The sequence below is a fragment of the Streptomyces sp. TLI_146 genome (assembly GCF_002846415.1).
Lineage (GTDB): Bacteria > Actinomycetota > Actinomycetes > Streptomycetales > Streptomycetaceae > Streptomyces.
In genome coordinates, this window is sequence record NZ_PJMX01000001.1 from 7,728,156 (window position 1) to 7,745,196 (window position 17,041).

At 72.0% G+C, this 17,041-nt stretch carries 13 protein-coding genes and 1 riboswitch; of the genes, 10 read left to right on the forward strand and 3 right to left on the reverse strand.

What is annotated here, in order from left to right; genetic code table 11:
* Window positions 1–5: 5 nt before the first annotated feature.
* The 8 genes from BX283_RS34380 to BX283_RS34415 all read left to right on the forward strand — a co-directional run bounded on the left by BX283_RS34380 (window position 6) and on the right by BX283_RS34415 (window position 11,207).
* The gene (locus BX283_RS34380) at window positions 6–482 is read left to right on the forward strand and encodes a (2Fe-2S)-binding protein (protein ID WP_101391304.1); all 477 of its coding nucleotides are present in this window, start codon (window positions 6–8) and stop codon (window positions 480–482) included.
* Window positions 483–582: 100 nt separating this feature from the next.
* Window positions 583–3,843 carry a tetratricopeptide repeat protein gene (locus BX283_RS34385; RefSeq protein ID WP_180357340.1) on the forward strand — a complete coding sequence of 1,087 codons (3,261 nt, stop codon included), beginning with the start codon at window positions 583–585 and terminating at the stop codon, window positions 3,841–3,843.
* 236 nt (window positions 3,844–4,079) lie between these two features.
* Window positions 4,080–5,189: an esterase family protein gene (locus BX283_RS34390; RefSeq protein WP_101391306.1), complete on the forward strand. Its 1,110-nt coding sequence runs from the start codon at window positions 4,080–4,082 to the stop codon at window positions 5,187–5,189.
* A gap of 146 nt (window positions 5,190–5,335) precedes the next feature.
* On the forward strand, window positions 5,336–5,794 hold the full coding sequence (locus BX283_RS34395; protein WP_143676531.1) for a hypothetical protein: 459 nt from the start codon (window positions 5,336–5,338) through the stop codon (window positions 5,792–5,794).
* 258 nt (window positions 5,795–6,052) lie between these two features.
* The gene (locus BX283_RS34400; protein ID WP_101391308.1) at window positions 6,053–6,607 is read left to right on the forward strand and encodes a potassium channel family protein; all 555 of its coding nucleotides are present in this window, start codon (window positions 6,053–6,055) and stop codon (window positions 6,605–6,607) included.
* 278 nt (window positions 6,608–6,885) lie between these two features.
* Window positions 6,886–7,239 (forward strand): peptidoglycan-binding protein, encoded by a 354-nt coding sequence (locus tag BX283_RS34405; RefSeq protein ID WP_101391309.1) that lies wholly within the window; start codon window positions 6,886–6,888, stop codon window positions 7,237–7,239.
* 221 nt (window positions 7,240–7,460) lie between these two features.
* Entirely contained in the window at window positions 7,461–9,950 is a 2,490-nt protein-coding gene (locus tag BX283_RS34410) for a penicillin acylase family protein (protein WP_101391310.1), read from the forward strand.
* Window positions 9,951–10,142: 192 nt separating this feature from the next.
* Window positions 10,143–11,207: a radical SAM protein gene (locus BX283_RS34415; RefSeq protein ID WP_101391311.1), complete on the forward strand. Its 1,065-nt coding sequence runs from the start codon at window positions 10,143–10,145 to the stop codon at window positions 11,205–11,207.
* A 62-nt stretch (window positions 11,208–11,269) separates the two neighbouring features.
* Here BX283_RS34415 and BX283_RS34420 read toward each other — a convergent pair whose 3' ends face one another.
* Window positions 11,270–11,536: a hypothetical protein gene (locus BX283_RS34420; RefSeq protein WP_143676532.1), complete on the reverse strand. Its 267-nt coding sequence runs from the start codon at window positions 11,534–11,536 to the stop codon at window positions 11,270–11,272.
* 404 nt (window positions 11,537–11,940) lie between these two features.
* A riboswitch (cobalamin riboswitch) is annotated at window positions 11,941–12,148 on the forward strand.
* Between BX283_RS34420 and BX283_RS34430 the strand changes: the two genes are divergently transcribed.
* The gene (locus BX283_RS34430) at window positions 12,146–13,315 is read left to right on the forward strand and encodes a HoxN/HupN/NixA family nickel/cobalt transporter (RefSeq protein WP_101391314.1); all 1,170 of its coding nucleotides are present in this window, start codon (window positions 12,146–12,148) and stop codon (window positions 13,313–13,315) included. It overlaps the preceding riboswitch by 3 nt.
* A gap of 24 nt (window positions 13,316–13,339) precedes the next feature.
* Here BX283_RS34430 and BX283_RS34435 read toward each other — a convergent pair whose 3' ends face one another.
* Entirely contained in the window at window positions 13,340–14,179 is an 840-nt protein-coding gene (locus tag BX283_RS34435) for an NAD(P)H-binding protein (RefSeq protein ID WP_101391315.1), read from the reverse strand.
* Window positions 14,180–14,296: 117 nt separating this feature from the next.
* Between BX283_RS34435 and BX283_RS34440 the strand changes: the two genes are divergently transcribed.
* Window positions 14,297–15,283, forward strand: coding sequence for a YafY family protein (locus BX283_RS34440; protein ID WP_101392753.1), 987 nt, complete (start codon window positions 14,297–14,299; stop codon window positions 15,281–15,283).
* Between the two features lie 52 nt (window positions 15,284–15,335).
* On the opposite strand, the gene BX283_RS34445 is transcribed toward BX283_RS34440, so the two are convergent.
* A complete protein-coding gene (locus tag BX283_RS34445; protein WP_101391316.1) occupies window positions 15,336–16,646 on the reverse strand; it encodes an aldehyde dehydrogenase family protein in 1,311 nt (436 codons plus the stop codon).
* Window positions 16,647–17,041 lie beyond the last annotated feature (395 nt).

Here is a 17,041-nt window from a genome sequence, read left to right on the forward strand (position 1 = left end):
CATCCGTGCCTCAGCACACCTTCATCCTCAACGGCAAGCCGGTGTCGGTGGACGTCGAGGACGACGTCCGGCTGCTCTGGGTGCTGCGCGACGTCCTCGGCGTGACCGGGCCGAAGTACGGCTGCGGCCTCGGCGTCTGCCAGGCCTGCACCAGCCACATCAACGGCAAGGCGTTCAACCCCTGTTCGGTGCGGGTCAAGGACGTCCGGCCGACCGACGAGGTCACCACCATCGAGGGCCTGCCCGCCACCGTCGGCAAGGACCTGCACCCCATGCAGGAGGCCTGGCTGGAGTACGACGTGGCCCAGTGCGGCTACTGCCAGCCCGGCCAGATCATGGCCGCCGTCGCCAAGGTCCACCAGGCCCGCGCCGCCGGCCACGAGATGGGCGACGCGGACTTCGACGAGATCCGCAACATCTGCCGCTGCGGTACGTACCACCGTATCCGCGAGGCCATCAGGGCGGGTGCGAAGAACTTCTGAGGCGCGGCGCGGCGCGAGAGCTCTGACATGTTCAGCGCAGGTGGGCGCTACGATCAGCGCCACGAGGGCCCGGCCAGGCCCGGAATGCGCGGGAGAACACGTGAAGTTCGGGCTGCTCGGTCCGCTGTCCGTCCAGGACGACCAGGGAGTCGAGCGGACACCCGCGTCGCCCAAGGGGCGGGCCCTGCTGACCGCACTGCTGCTCACGCCGGGCCGTGCGGTCTCGCCGGCCCGGCTGGAGAACGCGCTGTGGGGCGAGCACCCGCCGGCCACCGCCCGCGCCTCGCTCCACAACCACCTGCTGCGGCTGCGCCGTTCGCTGGGCGAGGAGACCCGGATCCGGGCGGTGCCCGGCGGGATGCTCCTGGACGTCGAGGACGGCGAGCTGGACACCAGCGTCTTCACCGAGCGCCTCGACGCGGCCCGCGCCGCGCGCTCCAAGGAGGACTGGGACGCCGTCGTACGGGAGGCGGACGCCGCGCTCGCGCTGTGGCGCGGCACCCCGCTCGACGAGTTCCCCGAGCTCGCCGAGGACGAGGGGGCCCGGATCAGGCAGTGGCAGGAGGCCCGGACGCAGGTCCTGGAGTGGCGCTGCGACGCGGAGCTGCGGCGCGGCCGCCACGAGGGACTGCTGCCCGAACTGTCCCGTCTGGTGGTCGAGTTCCCGCTGCGCGAGGCCTTCCACGTACAGCTCATGCGGGTGCTGCACCGCAGCGGACGGCGGGCCGAGGCGCTGGCCGCCTACCACCGGCTGCGCCGCACCCTGATCGACGAGATGGGCGTCGAGCCGGGCCCCGACGCGGCCGCCGCCTACCAGGACATCCTGGTGGACGACGCCCCGGCGCCGACCGGGGCCCCGCAGGCCGACGCCGTACCGACGTCCCTGCCCCGCGACGTCGCCGCCTTCACCGGCCGCGAGCGCGAGGTCGAGGACCTGGTCGCGGCGGTACGCGCCGGAACCGCCGGGGGCGTGGTCGGGATCCACGCCGTCGACGGCATGCCGGGAGTGGGCAAGACCGCGTTCGCCGTCCACGTCGCCCACCGCCTCGCGGCCGACTTCCCTGACGGCAGCCTGTTCCTGTCGCTGCACGCGCACACGCACGGAACGCCGCCCGTCGACCTCGGCACCGCGCTGACCAGCCTGCTGCTCGCCCTGGGGACCCCTCCCCAGCGCATCCCGGCCGACCTGTCCGCGCGCGCCGGACTGTGGCGCGCCACGCTCGCGGGAGGGCGCTACCTCGTCCTCCTCGACGACGCCAGCGGCAGCGCACAGGTAGAGCCGCTGCTGCCGGGGACGCCCGGGTCGCTGGTCCTGATCACCAGCAGGCGGCGGCTGGTCGCGCTCGCGGACGCGGTGCCGGTCACCCTGGACGTCCTGCCCGAGGACCGGGCCGTACGGCTCCTCGTGGCCACGGCCGGGCGCGCGGACCTGACGGCCGAGAGCCCCGGCTGCGCCGAACTGGCCCGGCTCTGCGGACACCTGCCGCTCGCCCTGCACCTCACCGCCGCGCGGCTGCGCCACCACCGCGCGTGGAGCGCCGAGGACGTGATCGCCGACCTGGCCGCCGCGAGCGGCCGCCTCACGGCGCTCAGCTCCGAGAACGTCTCCGTACGGGCCGCCTTCGAGCTCTCCTGCCGCGACCTCTCCCCGGACCAGCTACTCCTCTTCCGCCGCCTCGGACGGCAGCCGGGGCTCGACTTCGACGCGTACGCGGTCGCCGCGCTCCACGGCACGGACCTGCCGACGGCCCGCCGCCTCCTGGAGGAGCTGGAGGACCACCACCTCGTCGAGGAACCGTCGCGCGGCCGCTACCGGATGCACGACCTGGTACGTGACTACGCGCGCGCCCTCACCGACGCCGATCACGACACCGGATGCCGCGCCGACGCGGAGCGGGCCGTGGCACGCCAGCTGGGCTACTACCTGCACGCGGCCCTCGCCGCCAGCCGCTCCTTCGCCCGCTACGACACCCCGGCCCTCCTTCCCCGCACTCCCGCCCCGGCGGCCCTGCCACCGGTCGCTGACGAGGAGCGGGCGCTCGCCTGGATGCGGGCCGAACACGCCAATCTGAGCGCGGCGGTCGCCCACGCGGCCCGCCACGGCCACGGCGAGCACGCCGTGCACCTCCCGGCCGCCATGGCGGAGTTCATGCGCACCCAGGGCTACTGGGGCGACGCCCTCGTGCTGCACCGGACGGCCCTCGGCGCGGCCCTCCTGACCGAGGACCCGCTCGGCCGTGCCGTCGCGCTGCGCAACACCGCGGTCATCGAGACGCTCCAGGCGGAGTTCGCCCAGGCCGAGAGCGACCTGCTGGCCGCCCTCGACCTCTTCCGCGGCCTGCGCGACCGGGGCCGTGAGGCCATCGCGCTCCACGACCTCTCCTCCGTCCTGCGCCGCACCGGACGCTACGAGGAGGCGGAGAGCTCCCTGCGCCACTGCCTGCGCCTGTTCGGGGAGGTCCGGGACGCGCGCGGCCAGGCCCAGGTGCTCATCGAGCTGGGCCACGTCCAGCAGCTCACCGGACGCTTCACGGAGGCGGCCGACAGCATGGGACGCGCACTCGAACTGCACCGCGCCCTCGACAATCGCCTAGGCCAGGCCAACGCGCTCACCGCGCTCGGCGACGTACGCAAGTCGACCGGCGCGTACGCGGAGGCCGTCTCCTGCCACCGCCGGGCCCTGGCGCTCTTCCGGGACCTGGGCAACGAACTGGGCGAGGCGAACGTGCTGAGCGACCTCGGTGACGTCCTGCGCCTGACCGGGGCGTACGAAGAGGCGCTGGAGAGCGTCGGGCGGGCGTCGCGCCTCTACCGCAGCCTCGGCGCCCGCCTGGGCGCGGCCAACGCGCTCGCGCACCTGGGCAGGATCAAACAGCGCACGGGCCGCCTGACGGAGGCGGAGAAGGACCTCCAGGAGGCGCTCGACACCGTCCGCTCCCTCAACAGCCGCATGGGGCAGGCCTATGTGCTGATGTATCTGGCCGAGGGCCGGATCCTGAGCGGCTGCCACACCTATGCCCTGGAGAACGCCACCGCGAGCGTGGAGCTGTGCCGTGAGCTCGGGGACCTGGGCGGCGAGGCCGAGGCGCTCAACACCCTCGGCGCGGCCCAGCGGGCGGTCGCGGCCCCCGCCGACGCACTCGACTCCCACCGGCGCGCCCTCGATCTGGCCCGCGAGGTCCGGTCCCCGTACGAGGAGGCCCGCGCCCTCGAAGGCCTCGGCGAGAGCCTGTACGAAGTGGACCGACCTGACGAGGCCGCCGCCCGTCTGACCCAGGCCCTGGAACTCACCCGCACCCTCCAAGTCCCGGACGCCCAGCGCATCGAGGCCCGGCTGGCGCGGGGGCGGCGCCCGCTCTGAGCGGCGTTGCCCCGTCTCGCGCGTTCGGCTGCGTCGACCGCGGTGGGCGCCCCGGCCAGGGGCGCGGCGGTCCCGGCGGTGATCTTGTCTGTTCGATCTCGCTCGGGTCGGTCCGCTCCTCGTCAAGCGTTGATCACGATTTGGCAAATTTGGAACCCTTGCATCGGCTTTGTCCATCCCCGGAGGCGGAACACGACCGTCGTGCCCCGAGGGGCAGAAGCAAGCCGGAGCCACAGATGTCGCACGCGTCCACCAAGACCAGGAACGGGGCCGAGACCTATGAGTCCCGGGGCCGCCGCCGCGCCTCCAAGGCCCGGCGATGGCTCGTCGCCGTGGTCTGCGTGGGGCTGCTCGGGGCGATTGCCTGGCCGGTCATGAGCTACTTCGAGATACCGCCGTTCACGGACAAGGGCGACCCCATCTCGTACGGCAAGATCGACAACAAGCCCGGCGCCCAGCAGAAGCCCGCGGACTCCAAGACGCTGATGCCGACCGGACCGGCCGCCGACTTCAAGATCTCCAGCACCCTTGGCAACGGCACGCACGTGGGCGTCGTGAAGATCACCGGCAAGAAGTCCGGCTTCACGGGCAAGGTGTGGGTCTGGGCGCCGAAGGAGTACGACGACCCGAAGTACGAGAAGAGCGGCTTCCCCGTCCTGATCGCGCTCCCGGGCGGCCCCGGCTTCCCCAACAACTACTGGATGGACAACAACCTCAAGCTGGAGTCGTCCATCTCCAAGTGGGCCGAGGAGGGCAAGGGAAAACCGTTCCTGCTGGCCATGCCGGTGCTGAACCCCAAGCCCGACGACGGCGGGCTCTACTGGGACGGCAGCGACATCCCCGGCCAGCCCAAGATGGGCACCTGGCTGACCGAGGACGTGCCCGACCTCATGCGGCAGAACTTCCGCACGATCAAGTCGCGCGACGGCTGGGCCTTCATGGGCTCCTCCTCCGGCGGCTTCGCCGGTCTGAAGGCCGTGCTGAAGCACCCCGACAAGTTCAAGGCCGTCATCGCCTCCGGTCCCGACATCGTCCCGGACTCGCGCTTGTGGAACGGCCACCCCAAGGAGAAGGCGGAGAACAACCCCGAGGTGCTCTCCAAGCAGCTGATCGCCGCCAAGGGGCCGGATGTGTACCTCGCCTTCCAGTACGGCACGAAGGAGACGTCCGTCATCCCCAAGGTGAACAAGTACATCGCCACCTACGGGAACAAGGGGCCGATCCACACCCACCTCGAAGTCATCCAGGGCGGGCGGCACAACGCCGTGACGTATGTGAAGGGGATGGACGCGAGCAGCATGCAGTGGATCAGCGAACAGATCGAGGGGCCGACGCCGTCGCCGTAGGGGGCGGGTTTCGCTGTGGGGGTCCCTGCCTTCGCCGTAGCGGTCCGGCCCCATTGAGGGTCTGTTAGGTAAGCCTAACCTTATGTATAATGATCTCGTATCGCCGCACGTCACAGCACGTCGTGCACGTCCGTGAAAGGGATCCGATGTCGTTACGCATGCTCGCATCCGGCGCCGCCGCTCTGGCGGTCGCCGCGTCGACGGTCGCGCTCGCCCAGCCGTCCGCCCAGGCCGCCGCAGTCCCGCAGGGCACCCCGATCACCAAGGTTCTCGACTGGCGGGCCGGTCACGGGGACGCCACGGCCGCCGGGACCAGATGGCTGGAGCAGGGGACCGCGCCGTACGACCGCCCGCTCGTGGTCAAGGGCGAGCTCCGCAACACGGGGACCGGCTGCTCCTCGGTGTGGATCGCATGGCAGCGCGACTTCGTGAGCTACCCGCCGGAGAAGCAGGCCACCCAGTGCGGCCCCGGTGCCGCGCCCATCGCGTACCGCAAGAGCGCACCGGGCACGCTCTCCAGTGCCACCCTCTTCGTGTGCAGGGGCGAGCGGGACACCCAGGACTGCGGCGACCGGGTTCTGATGACCAACTGGGGCCTGGGCTGACGCTCCGGCCGCCCTGCGGACGTACTGCTGGAACGCGTCGTCCTGTGTTTCCTTCCTGCCTTCGGCAGGAGGAGGACGCATGCCGGAGGGGCGCCCGGTCGAAGCCGGTATGCGGGAGGGGGTCCCGCAAAGGGGCTCCCTCCGCAATGCTGTCTCCGGTGGCGGGTACCGTCCGTCCCTGTCTCTCCTGGAGCCGAGGGCGGATCGGCCCCGGGCGCGCCGGCGCCCGACAACACCCCGCGCACACCGGAGCGGCCCATGGAACGCGCAGGCCCGGAAGAGCGGCGCCGTCGCCGTGCCCTCGCCGGTCATCTGCTGCGGTCGGCGGCCTCGGTGGTCCTGCTGACGTCGCTGTACTACCTGGCCCCGCTGGACCGGGGAGTCGGCGTCGGCACCGCCGTGGCGCTCGCGCTGGGCCTTGTCCTCTTCGGCTGCCTCACGGTCTGGCAGATCGCCGCCATCACCCATGCGGAGTATCCGCGGCTGCGGGCGATCGAGGCGCTGGCCACCGGCGTGCCGCTCTTCCTCGTGCTGTTCTCCGCCACGTACTTCCTGCTCGCCGACGACCGGCCGGCGTCGTTCTCGGAGCCGCTGAGCCGGACCGGCGCCCTGTACTTCACGGTCACGGTCTTCGCGACCGTCGGCTTCGGCGACATCGCACCCGCCACCGACACCAGCCGTGCGCTCACCACCGCGCAGATGATCCTGGACCTGATCGTGGTGGGCGTCATCGCCAAGGCCCTCTTCGGCGCGGTCCAGGTCGGGCTGCGCCGCAGGGACGCGGGCCCCGAGGACCCGGAGGAGGAGCCGTGAGTGTCTCCGGACGTACGGGTCGCTGACGAGGACGGCTGCCCAACTCGCCCGGCACGCAAGCCGTCTGCTCATCCGATGGGCAAGTCGTCTGCCGCATCGGGTGGAGAGCCGTTCCGCCTACCGCTCTGGTTGCAGGGGAGATCTCAACCCCCTGTGTGACGCCGCACGGCAACCCCGCTCCCTATGTTGGCCTTCCGGCGGCGGCGAACCGGCACGCCGCCGGAGTACGGCGACACGCGTCGCGCCACGCGCGGTCGCCCCCATCCACGGGAGACCCCATGAAACAGGTACGGATCCTCGTCGTCGCGCTGCTCAGCGCCGGAGTGCTGGGCGGCGCGGGCATGCTCGCCCCGGCCGATGCGGCCACGTCCGCCACCCGGGCGACGAGCGCCGCCGGATGTGCCCAGACCCGGCCGTTCCTCTCGCAGGGCGACCGGGGCACCTGTGTCAGGTACCTCCAGCAGAAGCTCACCGACCAGGGCATCAGCACCCGCGTCGACGGTGTCTTCGGCAGCGGGACGACCAAGTCGGTGAAGAGCTTCCAGTACCTCTGCGGCTACCGCGGCCACGAGGTGGACGGACTGGTCGGGCCCCGCACCTGGGCGGGTCTGCTGGACCACGCCTGCGTGTGAGGATCGGTCCCTGCGTGTGAGGATCGACCCCTGCGGATGAGGATCGGCCCGACATCGCAGGTCAGCGCTGCCCCGCCCACCCCAGGGTGTACATCCATGGGGCCACTGCCCAGCGCGAAGTTCGGTCGAGGGGTTGATGTGGTGACGTCCGGGCTTCCGGCACTCTTACGGACATGCTGAGCGACCGACATCACCTGACGGTACGTCAAAAATCCAGAAGCATGCGGAGACTGGGGTCCGTGGTGGCCGCTCTCTGCCTGACCTCCGGCACCGCCGCGCTGTTACCGGCGCCCGCGTCCGCCGCGCCGGCACCGGACGGCAAATGGGTGGACAGCAAACGGGTGGACGACCACGGCTACACCGCGCAGATCCGCCGCACCGAGTACGGCATCCCGCACGTCCTGGCCCACGACTACGGCGGCTTGGGGTACGGATACGGCTACGCGTTCGCGCAGGACAACCTGTGCCAACTCGCCGACCAGGTCATGACGTTGCGGGGCGACCGCTCCAGATACCTCGGCCCGACGGGGACGACCGCCGACGACACGCCCAACCTGGCGAGCGACACCTACCACCAGGGACTGCGGCAGGCAGGTACGGTCCGGCGGCTGCTCGACCGCCCGGCGCCGCTCGGCCCGACGCCCGAGCTGCGCCGGATGGTCGAGGGGTACGCCGCCGGGTACAACCGGTATCTGCGCGACACCGGCGCCGCTCACCTGCCGGACCCGACGTGCAAGGGCCAGCCCTGGGTCGGCCCGATCAACGCCATGGACATCTGGAACCTCGTCTACGACGTCAACGGCGCCTTCGGCGCGACGGCGCTCAAGCAGGCCATCGCCACCGCGACCCCGCCGACAGGGGCCGGGGGCAAGGCCGCCCCGAAGCCACGACGGGCAGCAACGGCAGCAACAGCAGCAGCGGCAGCCACAGGAGCGCCCAGCGTCGCCGCGAGCGGTTCGGCCTCGGTGCCCGCGCGGGAAATTCCCTCACCCCCGTCCACCCGCAAGGGCCCCCGCCGCGACGACCTCGGCAGCAACGGCTGGGCGCTCGGCCGTGACGCGACCCGTGGCCGCGACGGCATGCTGCTGGCCAACCCGCACCTGGCCTGGATCGGCGGGTACCGCTTCTACCAGGTGCAGTTGACGATCCCGGGCGTCATCGACGTCGCGGGCGCGAGCATCTACGGCACCCCGCTCGTCGAGATCGGCCACAACCGCACCCTGGCCTGGACGCACACCACGAGCAACGCCGACCACGCCTCGCTCTACCGCCTCGCCCTCGCACCCGGCGACCCGACGAGCTACCTGGTCGACGGCAAGGCCGTGCCGATGACCCGCAGGACCGTTCCGGTCACGGTCCGGGGCGCCGACGGCAAGGTGTCCACCGTCTCCAGCACCCTCCACACCTCCCGGTACGGCCCGGTCCTCGCCGAGGGCTGGACGCGCACCGAGGCGTACGCACTGAGGGACGCCAACGCGGACAACCTGCGCTCGATGAACGAGTGGCTGGCGATCGGCAGGGCGCGGTCCGTGGCCCAGCTCAAGCAGGCCCACCAGACGTACCAGGGCATCCCGTGGACGTACACGATCGCCACGGACACCGCCGGTACCGCGTACTTCAACGACTCCTCCGCCGTGCCCCACGTCGCCGACGACCAGCTCAAGCGGTGTGCCCTGCCGGGCGGGGGCGGCGAGGATCTGGTCGGTGTGCTCGACGGTTCGACCTCGGCCTGCGACTGGGGCAGCGACCCCGACGCGGTGGTGCCGGGCATCTTCGGCCCCGGCCACCAGCCCCGGCTGACCCGGACCGACTATGTGGCCAACTCCAACAACGACTCGACGCTGACCAACCCCGCCGAGCCGCTGGCCGGTTACCCGCGGATGTACCGCGCCGGAGTTCCCCTCGGGCCGCGCGCCCAGCTCGGGCTCCAGATGATCGCGGGCCGGCGCGACGGCTCCGACGGACTCGGCGCTCCCGGCTTCACCCTGTCCACGTTGCAGGCGAGCATGCTCGGCGACCGCAACTACACGGCGGAGCTGGGCCGCGACGACGCGGTCGCGATGTGCCGCGCGCACCCCGTCCTGACCGCCACCGACGGCACCGAGGTGGATGTGCGCGCCGCCTGTGACGTCCTGGCGGCCTGGGACACCCGCGACGACCCCGACAGCCGCGGCGCCGTGTTGTGGAAGGCGTTCCGCACCCGAGTGGACGGCCCGCACGCCTGGTGGCGCGTTCCGTACGACCCGGCCCAGCCGCTCACCACCCCGCGCGGGCTCAACGGCGACGAGCCGCAGGTGCGGCGCGCGCTGGCCGACGCCGTCCGCCAGCTGGCCGCCGACCAGGTGCCGCTGGACGCGCCGATAGGCAGTGTGCAGCGCTGGGCGGGGATTCCGCTGCCCGGCTGCTCCGGAGGCGAGGGCTGCTTCAACGTCGTGGACGCGTCACCCACGTCGGGCAGCGGCGGCGCCACACGCCCGAGCTCCCCGGACGACTACGCGTCGGGCTCCAGCTTCATCATGGCCACGGAGCTGACGGCCCAGGGGCCGCGCACCCGGACGATCCTCACCTACGGGCAGTCCGTCAACCCCGAATCGCCGCACTACACCGACCAGACCGTCCTCTTCTCGCACAAGCGCTGGGTCACGGAACGGTTCACCGAGGCGGAGATAGCGTCCGACCCCCAGCTGCGGACCATAACCCTGCGGGGCTGACCGGGGCTGACCGGGGCGGTGGGCGCCGGTGCCATGAACGCGTCGGGGCGACCCGTACGGCCCACGCCATCCCCAGAGTTGGGGATACCGGGGCCGGGGGACGCCTCCTAGTCTGAGCGAGGCGGGAACGTCCCCCGCCCGAACGGGGGACGTTCCGGCGTCGAGGCCGCGAGCGGACACGGGGAGCATGCGATGGAGCGCGCGAACAACGTTGCCGATGGTCCCCAGTCCGTCATCTGGGACATCACGTACGCCTGTCCGCTGCGCTGCACCCACTGCTACTCGGAGTCGGGCAGGCGGCCGACGCGCCAGGTCGGCCACGACGACATGCTCCGCATCGCCGACGCGATCATCTCCCTGGGCCCCCTCCAGGTCACCCTCGCCGGGGGTGAACCGCTCCTGGTCAAGGGGGTGTTCGAAGTCGCGGAGCGGCTGACGCGGGCCGGTATCTCGGTGCTCGTGTACACCGGCGGCTGGAACTTCCAGCCGTGGATGACCGAAGAGCTGGCGCGCGTGTGCGGGCGGGTCGTGGTGAGTGTCGACGGCCCCGCGCCCGAGGTGCACGACCGGATCCGCGGCAGGGCGGGTTCGTTCGAGCGGGCGATGCGGGCGCTGGCACTGCTGGAGGCCGCAGCGCGGGAGCGGGACGGGCGCGGTGAGCGCCCGCTCCCGTTCGCCATCGACTGTGTGGTCGTACGGAGCAACGTCGACCGGCTGGAGGAGTTCTGCACGGACGTCGTCCCCCGGTTCCCGCACCTGAGCTCGCTCGACTTCGGGGCCGCCGTGCCGTCCGGGCTCGGCAGCCGCACCGGATACGCCGAGCACGAACTTCTCTCGGACGAACAGCTCGTCGAGCTGGGCGGTGAGGAGCGGCGCGCGCGGCTTCAGGCGCTCGCCCCGGCCACCGTCCGGGTCGGCACGTCGACCAACTTCTCGTTGCAGATGAACCCCGAACAGGTGGCGCGCGGGCTCGACTTCCAGTCGGTGCAGATCGAGCCCGACGGGCAGGTCCGGGCCATGCTCATCTACGAGGGCACGGTCGGCAGTCTGCTGGAGGAGCCGCCCGCCGAGCTGTGGCGGCGTGCGGTGGAGCGGTGGACCGACCCGTTCGTGACCGAGGCGCTCTCCGGCGCGGGCGCGGGCACCATGCGCGGCTGGGCCGAGGCCGTGCGGCGTATCGACTACCACTTCGGCTCCGACGAGGTCCGCGCCCGCATCGACCGCCGCCCGGTGTTCACCGCGCCGACCGCAGGCTGAGAGGCGTCCTCGGCGATGATCACGGCTGGGAGGGTTTGCCCGCGATCGCGTCGTAGACCTTCTCACGCAGCCGACGGCGCCAGCCCTCGCGTTCCCCACACAGCCGCCCCCAGGACGACGCTGTCGACGGAGAGCCTGCCCTCCTCGGACCAGTAGACGTCGCGCAGATGCGGGATGAGGGCGAACTCGTCCAGGACGAGGGCCGTGCCGATCCCGCAGACGGCGGCCTCGATCTCGGCCCGGATCATCCGCACGCCGAACCGGATGAAGAGGAACGCCCCGAGGAACCCGAGCAGCAGGAACAGCAGGGGCTGCTTGCCCGGGTCCATGATCTCCCGCCGGTACCAGTCGCCCAGGACAGCCAGCGCTCGCGGTCGGTGAAGAACGAGAACACGGCGGCGGGGCTCGCGGCGATGTGCCGCTCGACCGCGACCGTGTTCCTGCTGGCGGCGTCGCCCATGCGTCGGCCCTTCCTCGTGCCCGTCGCGCCGGGCCGGGAGAAGCGATTGGTCCCGTCCGGCGCAGCGTAACCAGGCCCGCGTGCGTCAGCACCTTGAGCCGTGGCGGTGGGTGCCCCTTCGGCGCACGCCCGGCCGACCTCGCGGTGCGTCAGGCCCGGCTCTGCTTCGTCCGGACCCGGCCGAGCCGTTTCGCTCCCTCGTCGAGTCCGGCGTGGAATGTGATCTGTAATACCCCTGTCCACGACCAGACTTGCAGGTGGGGCGGGTCGCACCTACGGTTGGCGAGCCGTGGTGTTCGGGAAGACCGGTGCAAGACCGGAGCGGCCCTCGCCACTGTGATCGGGCCCCATGTCGTTCAGGCCATGAACGGCTTCGGGTAGCCCGCCCCGTAGTGCCACTGGTGGCCGTGAGGCCGCTGGGAAGGCAGGGGCGGCGCGACACCCGGAAGCCAGGAGACCGGCCACGGCATCTCGCGTAATGATCCACGAGGTGCTGGAGCGTGAACGAATGACCCTGCCCACCCCTGCCGCCACATTCCACTGGCGGCGCGAGGACACCGTGCGCACCGCCTGGCTGCTGGCGGTGATCGCCGCCCTGCACGTGGTGGCGTTCGGCATCCTCTTCCTGCTCGTCGTGCCCGAGCACTACGAGGTCGGCTCGAAGACGTTCGGCCTGGGCCTCGGCGTCACCGCCTACACCCTCGGCATGCGGCACGCCTTCGACGCCGACCACATCGCGGCGATTGACAACACCACCCGCAAGCTGATGGCCGACGGCAAACGCCCGGTGTCGGTCGGCTTCTGGTTCGCGCTCGGGCACTCCAGCGTCGTGGTCGTCATGGCGGCCCTGGTCGCCGGGGGCGCGCAGCTCGCGGGCACCCTGATGAACGACGACTCACAGACCCACCAGACGCTCGGCATCGTCGGCACGACCGTCTCCGGATCGTTCCTGTACCTCATCGCCGCGCTCAACCTCCTCGCCCTCGCCGGCATCCTGCGGGTCTTCCGGGCCATGCGCGCGGGCACGTACGACGAGGCCGAGCTGGAACAGCACCTGGACTCACGGGGGTTCATGAACCGCCTCCTGGGCCGCTTCACCAAGTCGATCACCCGGCCCGGCCAGATGTACCCGCTGGGCTTCCTCTTCGGGCTCGGCTTCGACACCGCCACCGAGGTCACCCTGATGGTGATGGCCGGCTCGGGCGCGGCCGCCGGGCTGCCCTGGTACGCGGTGCTGTGCCTGCCGCTGCTCTTCGCGGCGGGAATGAGCCTGTTCGACACCATCGACGGCACCTTCATGAACTTCGCCTACCAGTGGGCCTTCTCCAACCCGGTGCGCAAGGTGTTCTACAACCTCACCATCACCGGGCTCTCCATCGCGGTGGCCTTCCTGATCGGCACGATCGAGCTGGTGGGGGTCCTGCACGACAAGCTCGACCTGCGCGACGGCGCGACCGGCTGGATCGCGGGCCTCGACCTGGACAACGTGGGCTTCATCATCGTCGGCCTGTTCGTCGCGGTGTGGGCCGCGGCCCTGGCGTACTGGCGGCTGGCCAAGGTCGAGCAGCGGTGGGCGGGGCGCGTCCCCCCGCGGCCCGCCGAAGTGCCCGGCCAGGCCGCATCCGAGCCGGTCCCGGACGTCACCTGAAGGCCGCGTCACCTGAAGGCCGCGTCACCTGAAGGCCGCCACGTTGTCCGCCGCCCAGGCGCTGAACGGACGCGGCGCCCGGCCCAGGACCCGCTCCACGTCCGGGCTCACCCGCCGCTCCTCGGGCGTGGGTTCGCCGAGGATGCCGAGCGTGGCCTCGACCACCGGCTCCGGCATGAAGCGGGTGAGCAGCTCCCGTGCCTCGGCCGGGCTCTGCTCGACGAAGCGCACCGGCGCCCCCAGCGCCTCCCCGATCGCGCGGGTCTGCTCGCGCGGCGAGAGCGGGGCCGGTCCGGTGAGTTCGTACGTCCGGCCCGTGTGGCTCCCGTCGCGCAGGGCCGCGGCGGCGACCGCGGCGATGTCGGCCGGGTCGATGACGGGCAGGGCGACATCGCCGAAGGGCGCCGTGACCGTCCGCTCGGAGCGGATCGAGGCCGCCCACATATAGGCGTTGGAGGCGAATCCGCTGGGCCGCAGGACCGTCCACGTCAGGCCCGACTCCCGTACGGCGTCCTCGAAGGCGCGCAGCCGGGTGTGTGCGGGGGAGTGCGGGCGGGTGGCGGTGGCCTGCGACGACTGGAGGACGACCCGGCGCACCCCGGCGGCCCGCGCCGTGTCGAGGATGGCGTACGGGTCGAGGCCCTCGCCGTCGCCGGGGACGAGGAGGTACAGCGCGTCGGCCCCGTCGAGGGCGGGCTTGAGGCTCTCGGGCCGGGCCGGATCGGCCTGCTGGAACTCCACGTTGCCCGGCATCAACCCGGCCGGGACGCGACGGGAGACCGCTGTCACCCACTCGCCCGACGAGGCGAGGGTCCGAACAAGGTGCCGTCCGACGTTCCCGGTTGCTCCGGTCACCACGATCATGATCTCTCCCTGAGGGTGTCTGAGGCGCGGCACGTGATCCGTCCGCGCTCGATCTGCACTCATCCTGGAAGCCAAACTGGCCATCTCTTGTCCAGTTTCAGAAAGAGAATGATCGGCATGAGAGCCGATCGTCTGGTGGCGACCCTGTTGTTCCTGCAGACACGCGGACGCGTGACCGCGCGCGAGGTGGCGGCGGAGCTGGAGGTGTCCGAGCGCACCGCGCGCCGCGACCTGGAGGCGCTGGCGGCCGCCGGCATCCCGGTGTACTCCCAGCACGGGCGGGGCGGCGGCTGGTCCCTGGTCGGCGGGGCCCGTACCGACCTCACCGGTCTGACGGCCGCCGAGATCCGTGCGATGTTCCTGGTCGCGGGGCCGTCGGCGGCCACGCCCGAACTGCGCACGGCGCTGCGCAAGTTGGTCCGGGCGCTGCCCGCGCCGCTCCGGCCCGACGCCGAGGCCGCGTCGAAGGCCGGTGTCACGGACGGCACGGACTGGTGGCGCCTGCCCGTCACCGCGGGCACGCCCCAGCTGGACGCGCTGCAAGGGGCGGTGGTGGACGGCCTGCGGATCCGCCTCGGATACGCCCGCCCCGGCAGCCCGGCCGGTATGCGCACGGTCGACCCCCTGGGCCTGGTCACCAAGGCGGGAGTCCCGTATCTCGTGGCCGGTACGGACAAGGGGGGAGGCGAGCAGCCGGTGGCCGGATCCGGCCACGACGGTCTGCGTATCTTCCGGCTCGACCGGATCACCTCGGTCGAGGTGACCGCGGACCCCGTCGTGCGGCCGGAGGGCTTCGATCTGGCCTCGGCCTGGCGGGCCCTGGCCGCGCCGATGGAGGAGCGGATGCGCGGCGCGACCGTACGGGGGCGGGCCGATCCCACGGCCGGGCGCGTCCTGGCGGTCCTGTTCGGCGGCCGACTGCGCCTGGGCGGCGAACGGGCCGACGGATGGCTGGAGATGGAGATCGACGGCCCGTCCCCGGAGGTCGTGGCCGCGCAACTGGCCGGTCTCGGGGCGCGGGTGGAGGTCCTGGAACCGCCGGAGGCCCGCGAGCGGCTCGCGGAACTGGGGGCCGAACTCGCCGGGCTCTACGGCGAGGGGTAGCGGGTGCGGCGACGGGCCGGAACGGAGATCCGCTCCGGCCCGTCGCCGTCGGTCACCCGGCGGCCAGCACCGCCTTGCGGTGGCTGAACGTCTCGATGGAGTAGCGGCCGTGGTAGTTGCCCATGCCGCTCTCGCCGACGCCGCCGAACGGCAGGTCGGAGACGGTGAGATGGGCCAGCGGCAGACCGAGGCCGAGGCCGCCCGACGAGGTCTCGGCGGCCAGGCGCTCGCGGGTGGTCGTGGACTCGGTGAAGGCGTACAGGGCCAGCGGCTTGTCGCGGTCGTTGATGAAGCCGATGGCCTCGTCCAGGTCCGCCACCGTGACGATGGGCAGGATCGGCCCGAAGATCTCCTCCCGCATCACCGGCGACTTGGGGTCGACGTCGGCGAGGACGGTCGGCGCGAGGTACTTGGTGGCGCGGTCGCCCCGGCCACCGGTGACGACCCGGCCCGAGTCGAGCAGCGCGCTCAGCCGGTCGAAGTGGCGCTCGTTGACGATGCGGCCGTACTCGGCGGAGGCCTGCGGGTCGGCTCCGTACAGGGCCTCCACGGCCCGGGCCAGCGCCGGTTCGAGGGCGCGGGCGGTCTCCGGGTCGGTGAGGACGTAGTCGGGCGCGACACAGGTCTGGCCCGCGTTGAGGAACTTGCCCGCGGCCAGCCGGGCCGCGACCGTGTCGAGGTCGGCGTCCCGGTCGACGAACACCGGGGACTTGCCGCCCAGTTCGAGGGTGACCGGGGTGAGGTGCTGGACGGCGGCGGCCATGACGATACGGCCGACGGTGCCGTTGCCGGTGTAGAAGATGTGGTCGAACCGCTCGGCCAGCAGCGCCGTGGTCTCCGGGATGCCGCCTTCCACCACGGCCACCGCGTCCGGGTCGAGATACTCGGGCAGCAGCCGCGCCAGCACGGCGGAGGTGGCCGGAGCCAGCTCGCTGGGCTTGACCACGACCGCGTTCCCCGCGGCCAGGGCGCCGATCATCGGGGTGAGCAGCAGCTGCGCCGGATAGTTCCAGGGCGCGATGACCAGGACCACGCCCAGCGGGTCGTACTGCGTCCAGGCCGTCGCCCCGCCCAGGTGCTCCGGGACGGGCGCGGGCTCGGGGCGCAGCCACTGCGCGAGGTGGTCCAGGGTGTGGTCGATCTCCCGGACGGTGAAGCCGATCTCGGTGCGCTGGACCTCGGCCGGGCTCTTGCCGAGGTCCGCGCGGAGCGACTCCACCAGGTCCGCACCGCGCTCGGTGAGCATCTCGCGCAGGCGTCGCAGCTGGGTGGTGCGCCACTCGACGGGCTTGGTGCGGCCGGTGCGGAAGGTGGCGCGCAGCCGGGCCACGGTGTCGGCGGGCTGCTCCTGGATGGGGTTCATGGTGCCTCGCTGCTGGGGGGCGGACCCGTCGGTCCGCGCTGTCGTCGGGGTCGAGCCTCGATCAGCTCGATGCATATGCCAACAGTTGAGGTTGGAAAATAAATTCCCGGGGGCGCGCGATTTCCTCGCGGGAGTTTCGTGGCTGCGCGGAGCGACGAGCCGGGACGGTGCGTGGCGACCGGAGGGGCGGGTGTGCAGCGGATCCGGCGGCTCATCTTCCGTATGGGGCGGGCTCGTGCGGCACTTCCGTGGATTCACCTCGCATATACGAGAAGTTTCCTACCGACCAGTAGACATCGGGTCACCGGCTGATCATTCTTGGCCGTGCGCATGCCAATCCCGTGCCGAACGGGCCGATCGCCACGGCCCGACGGATCCCCCACGGGCTCCCACCA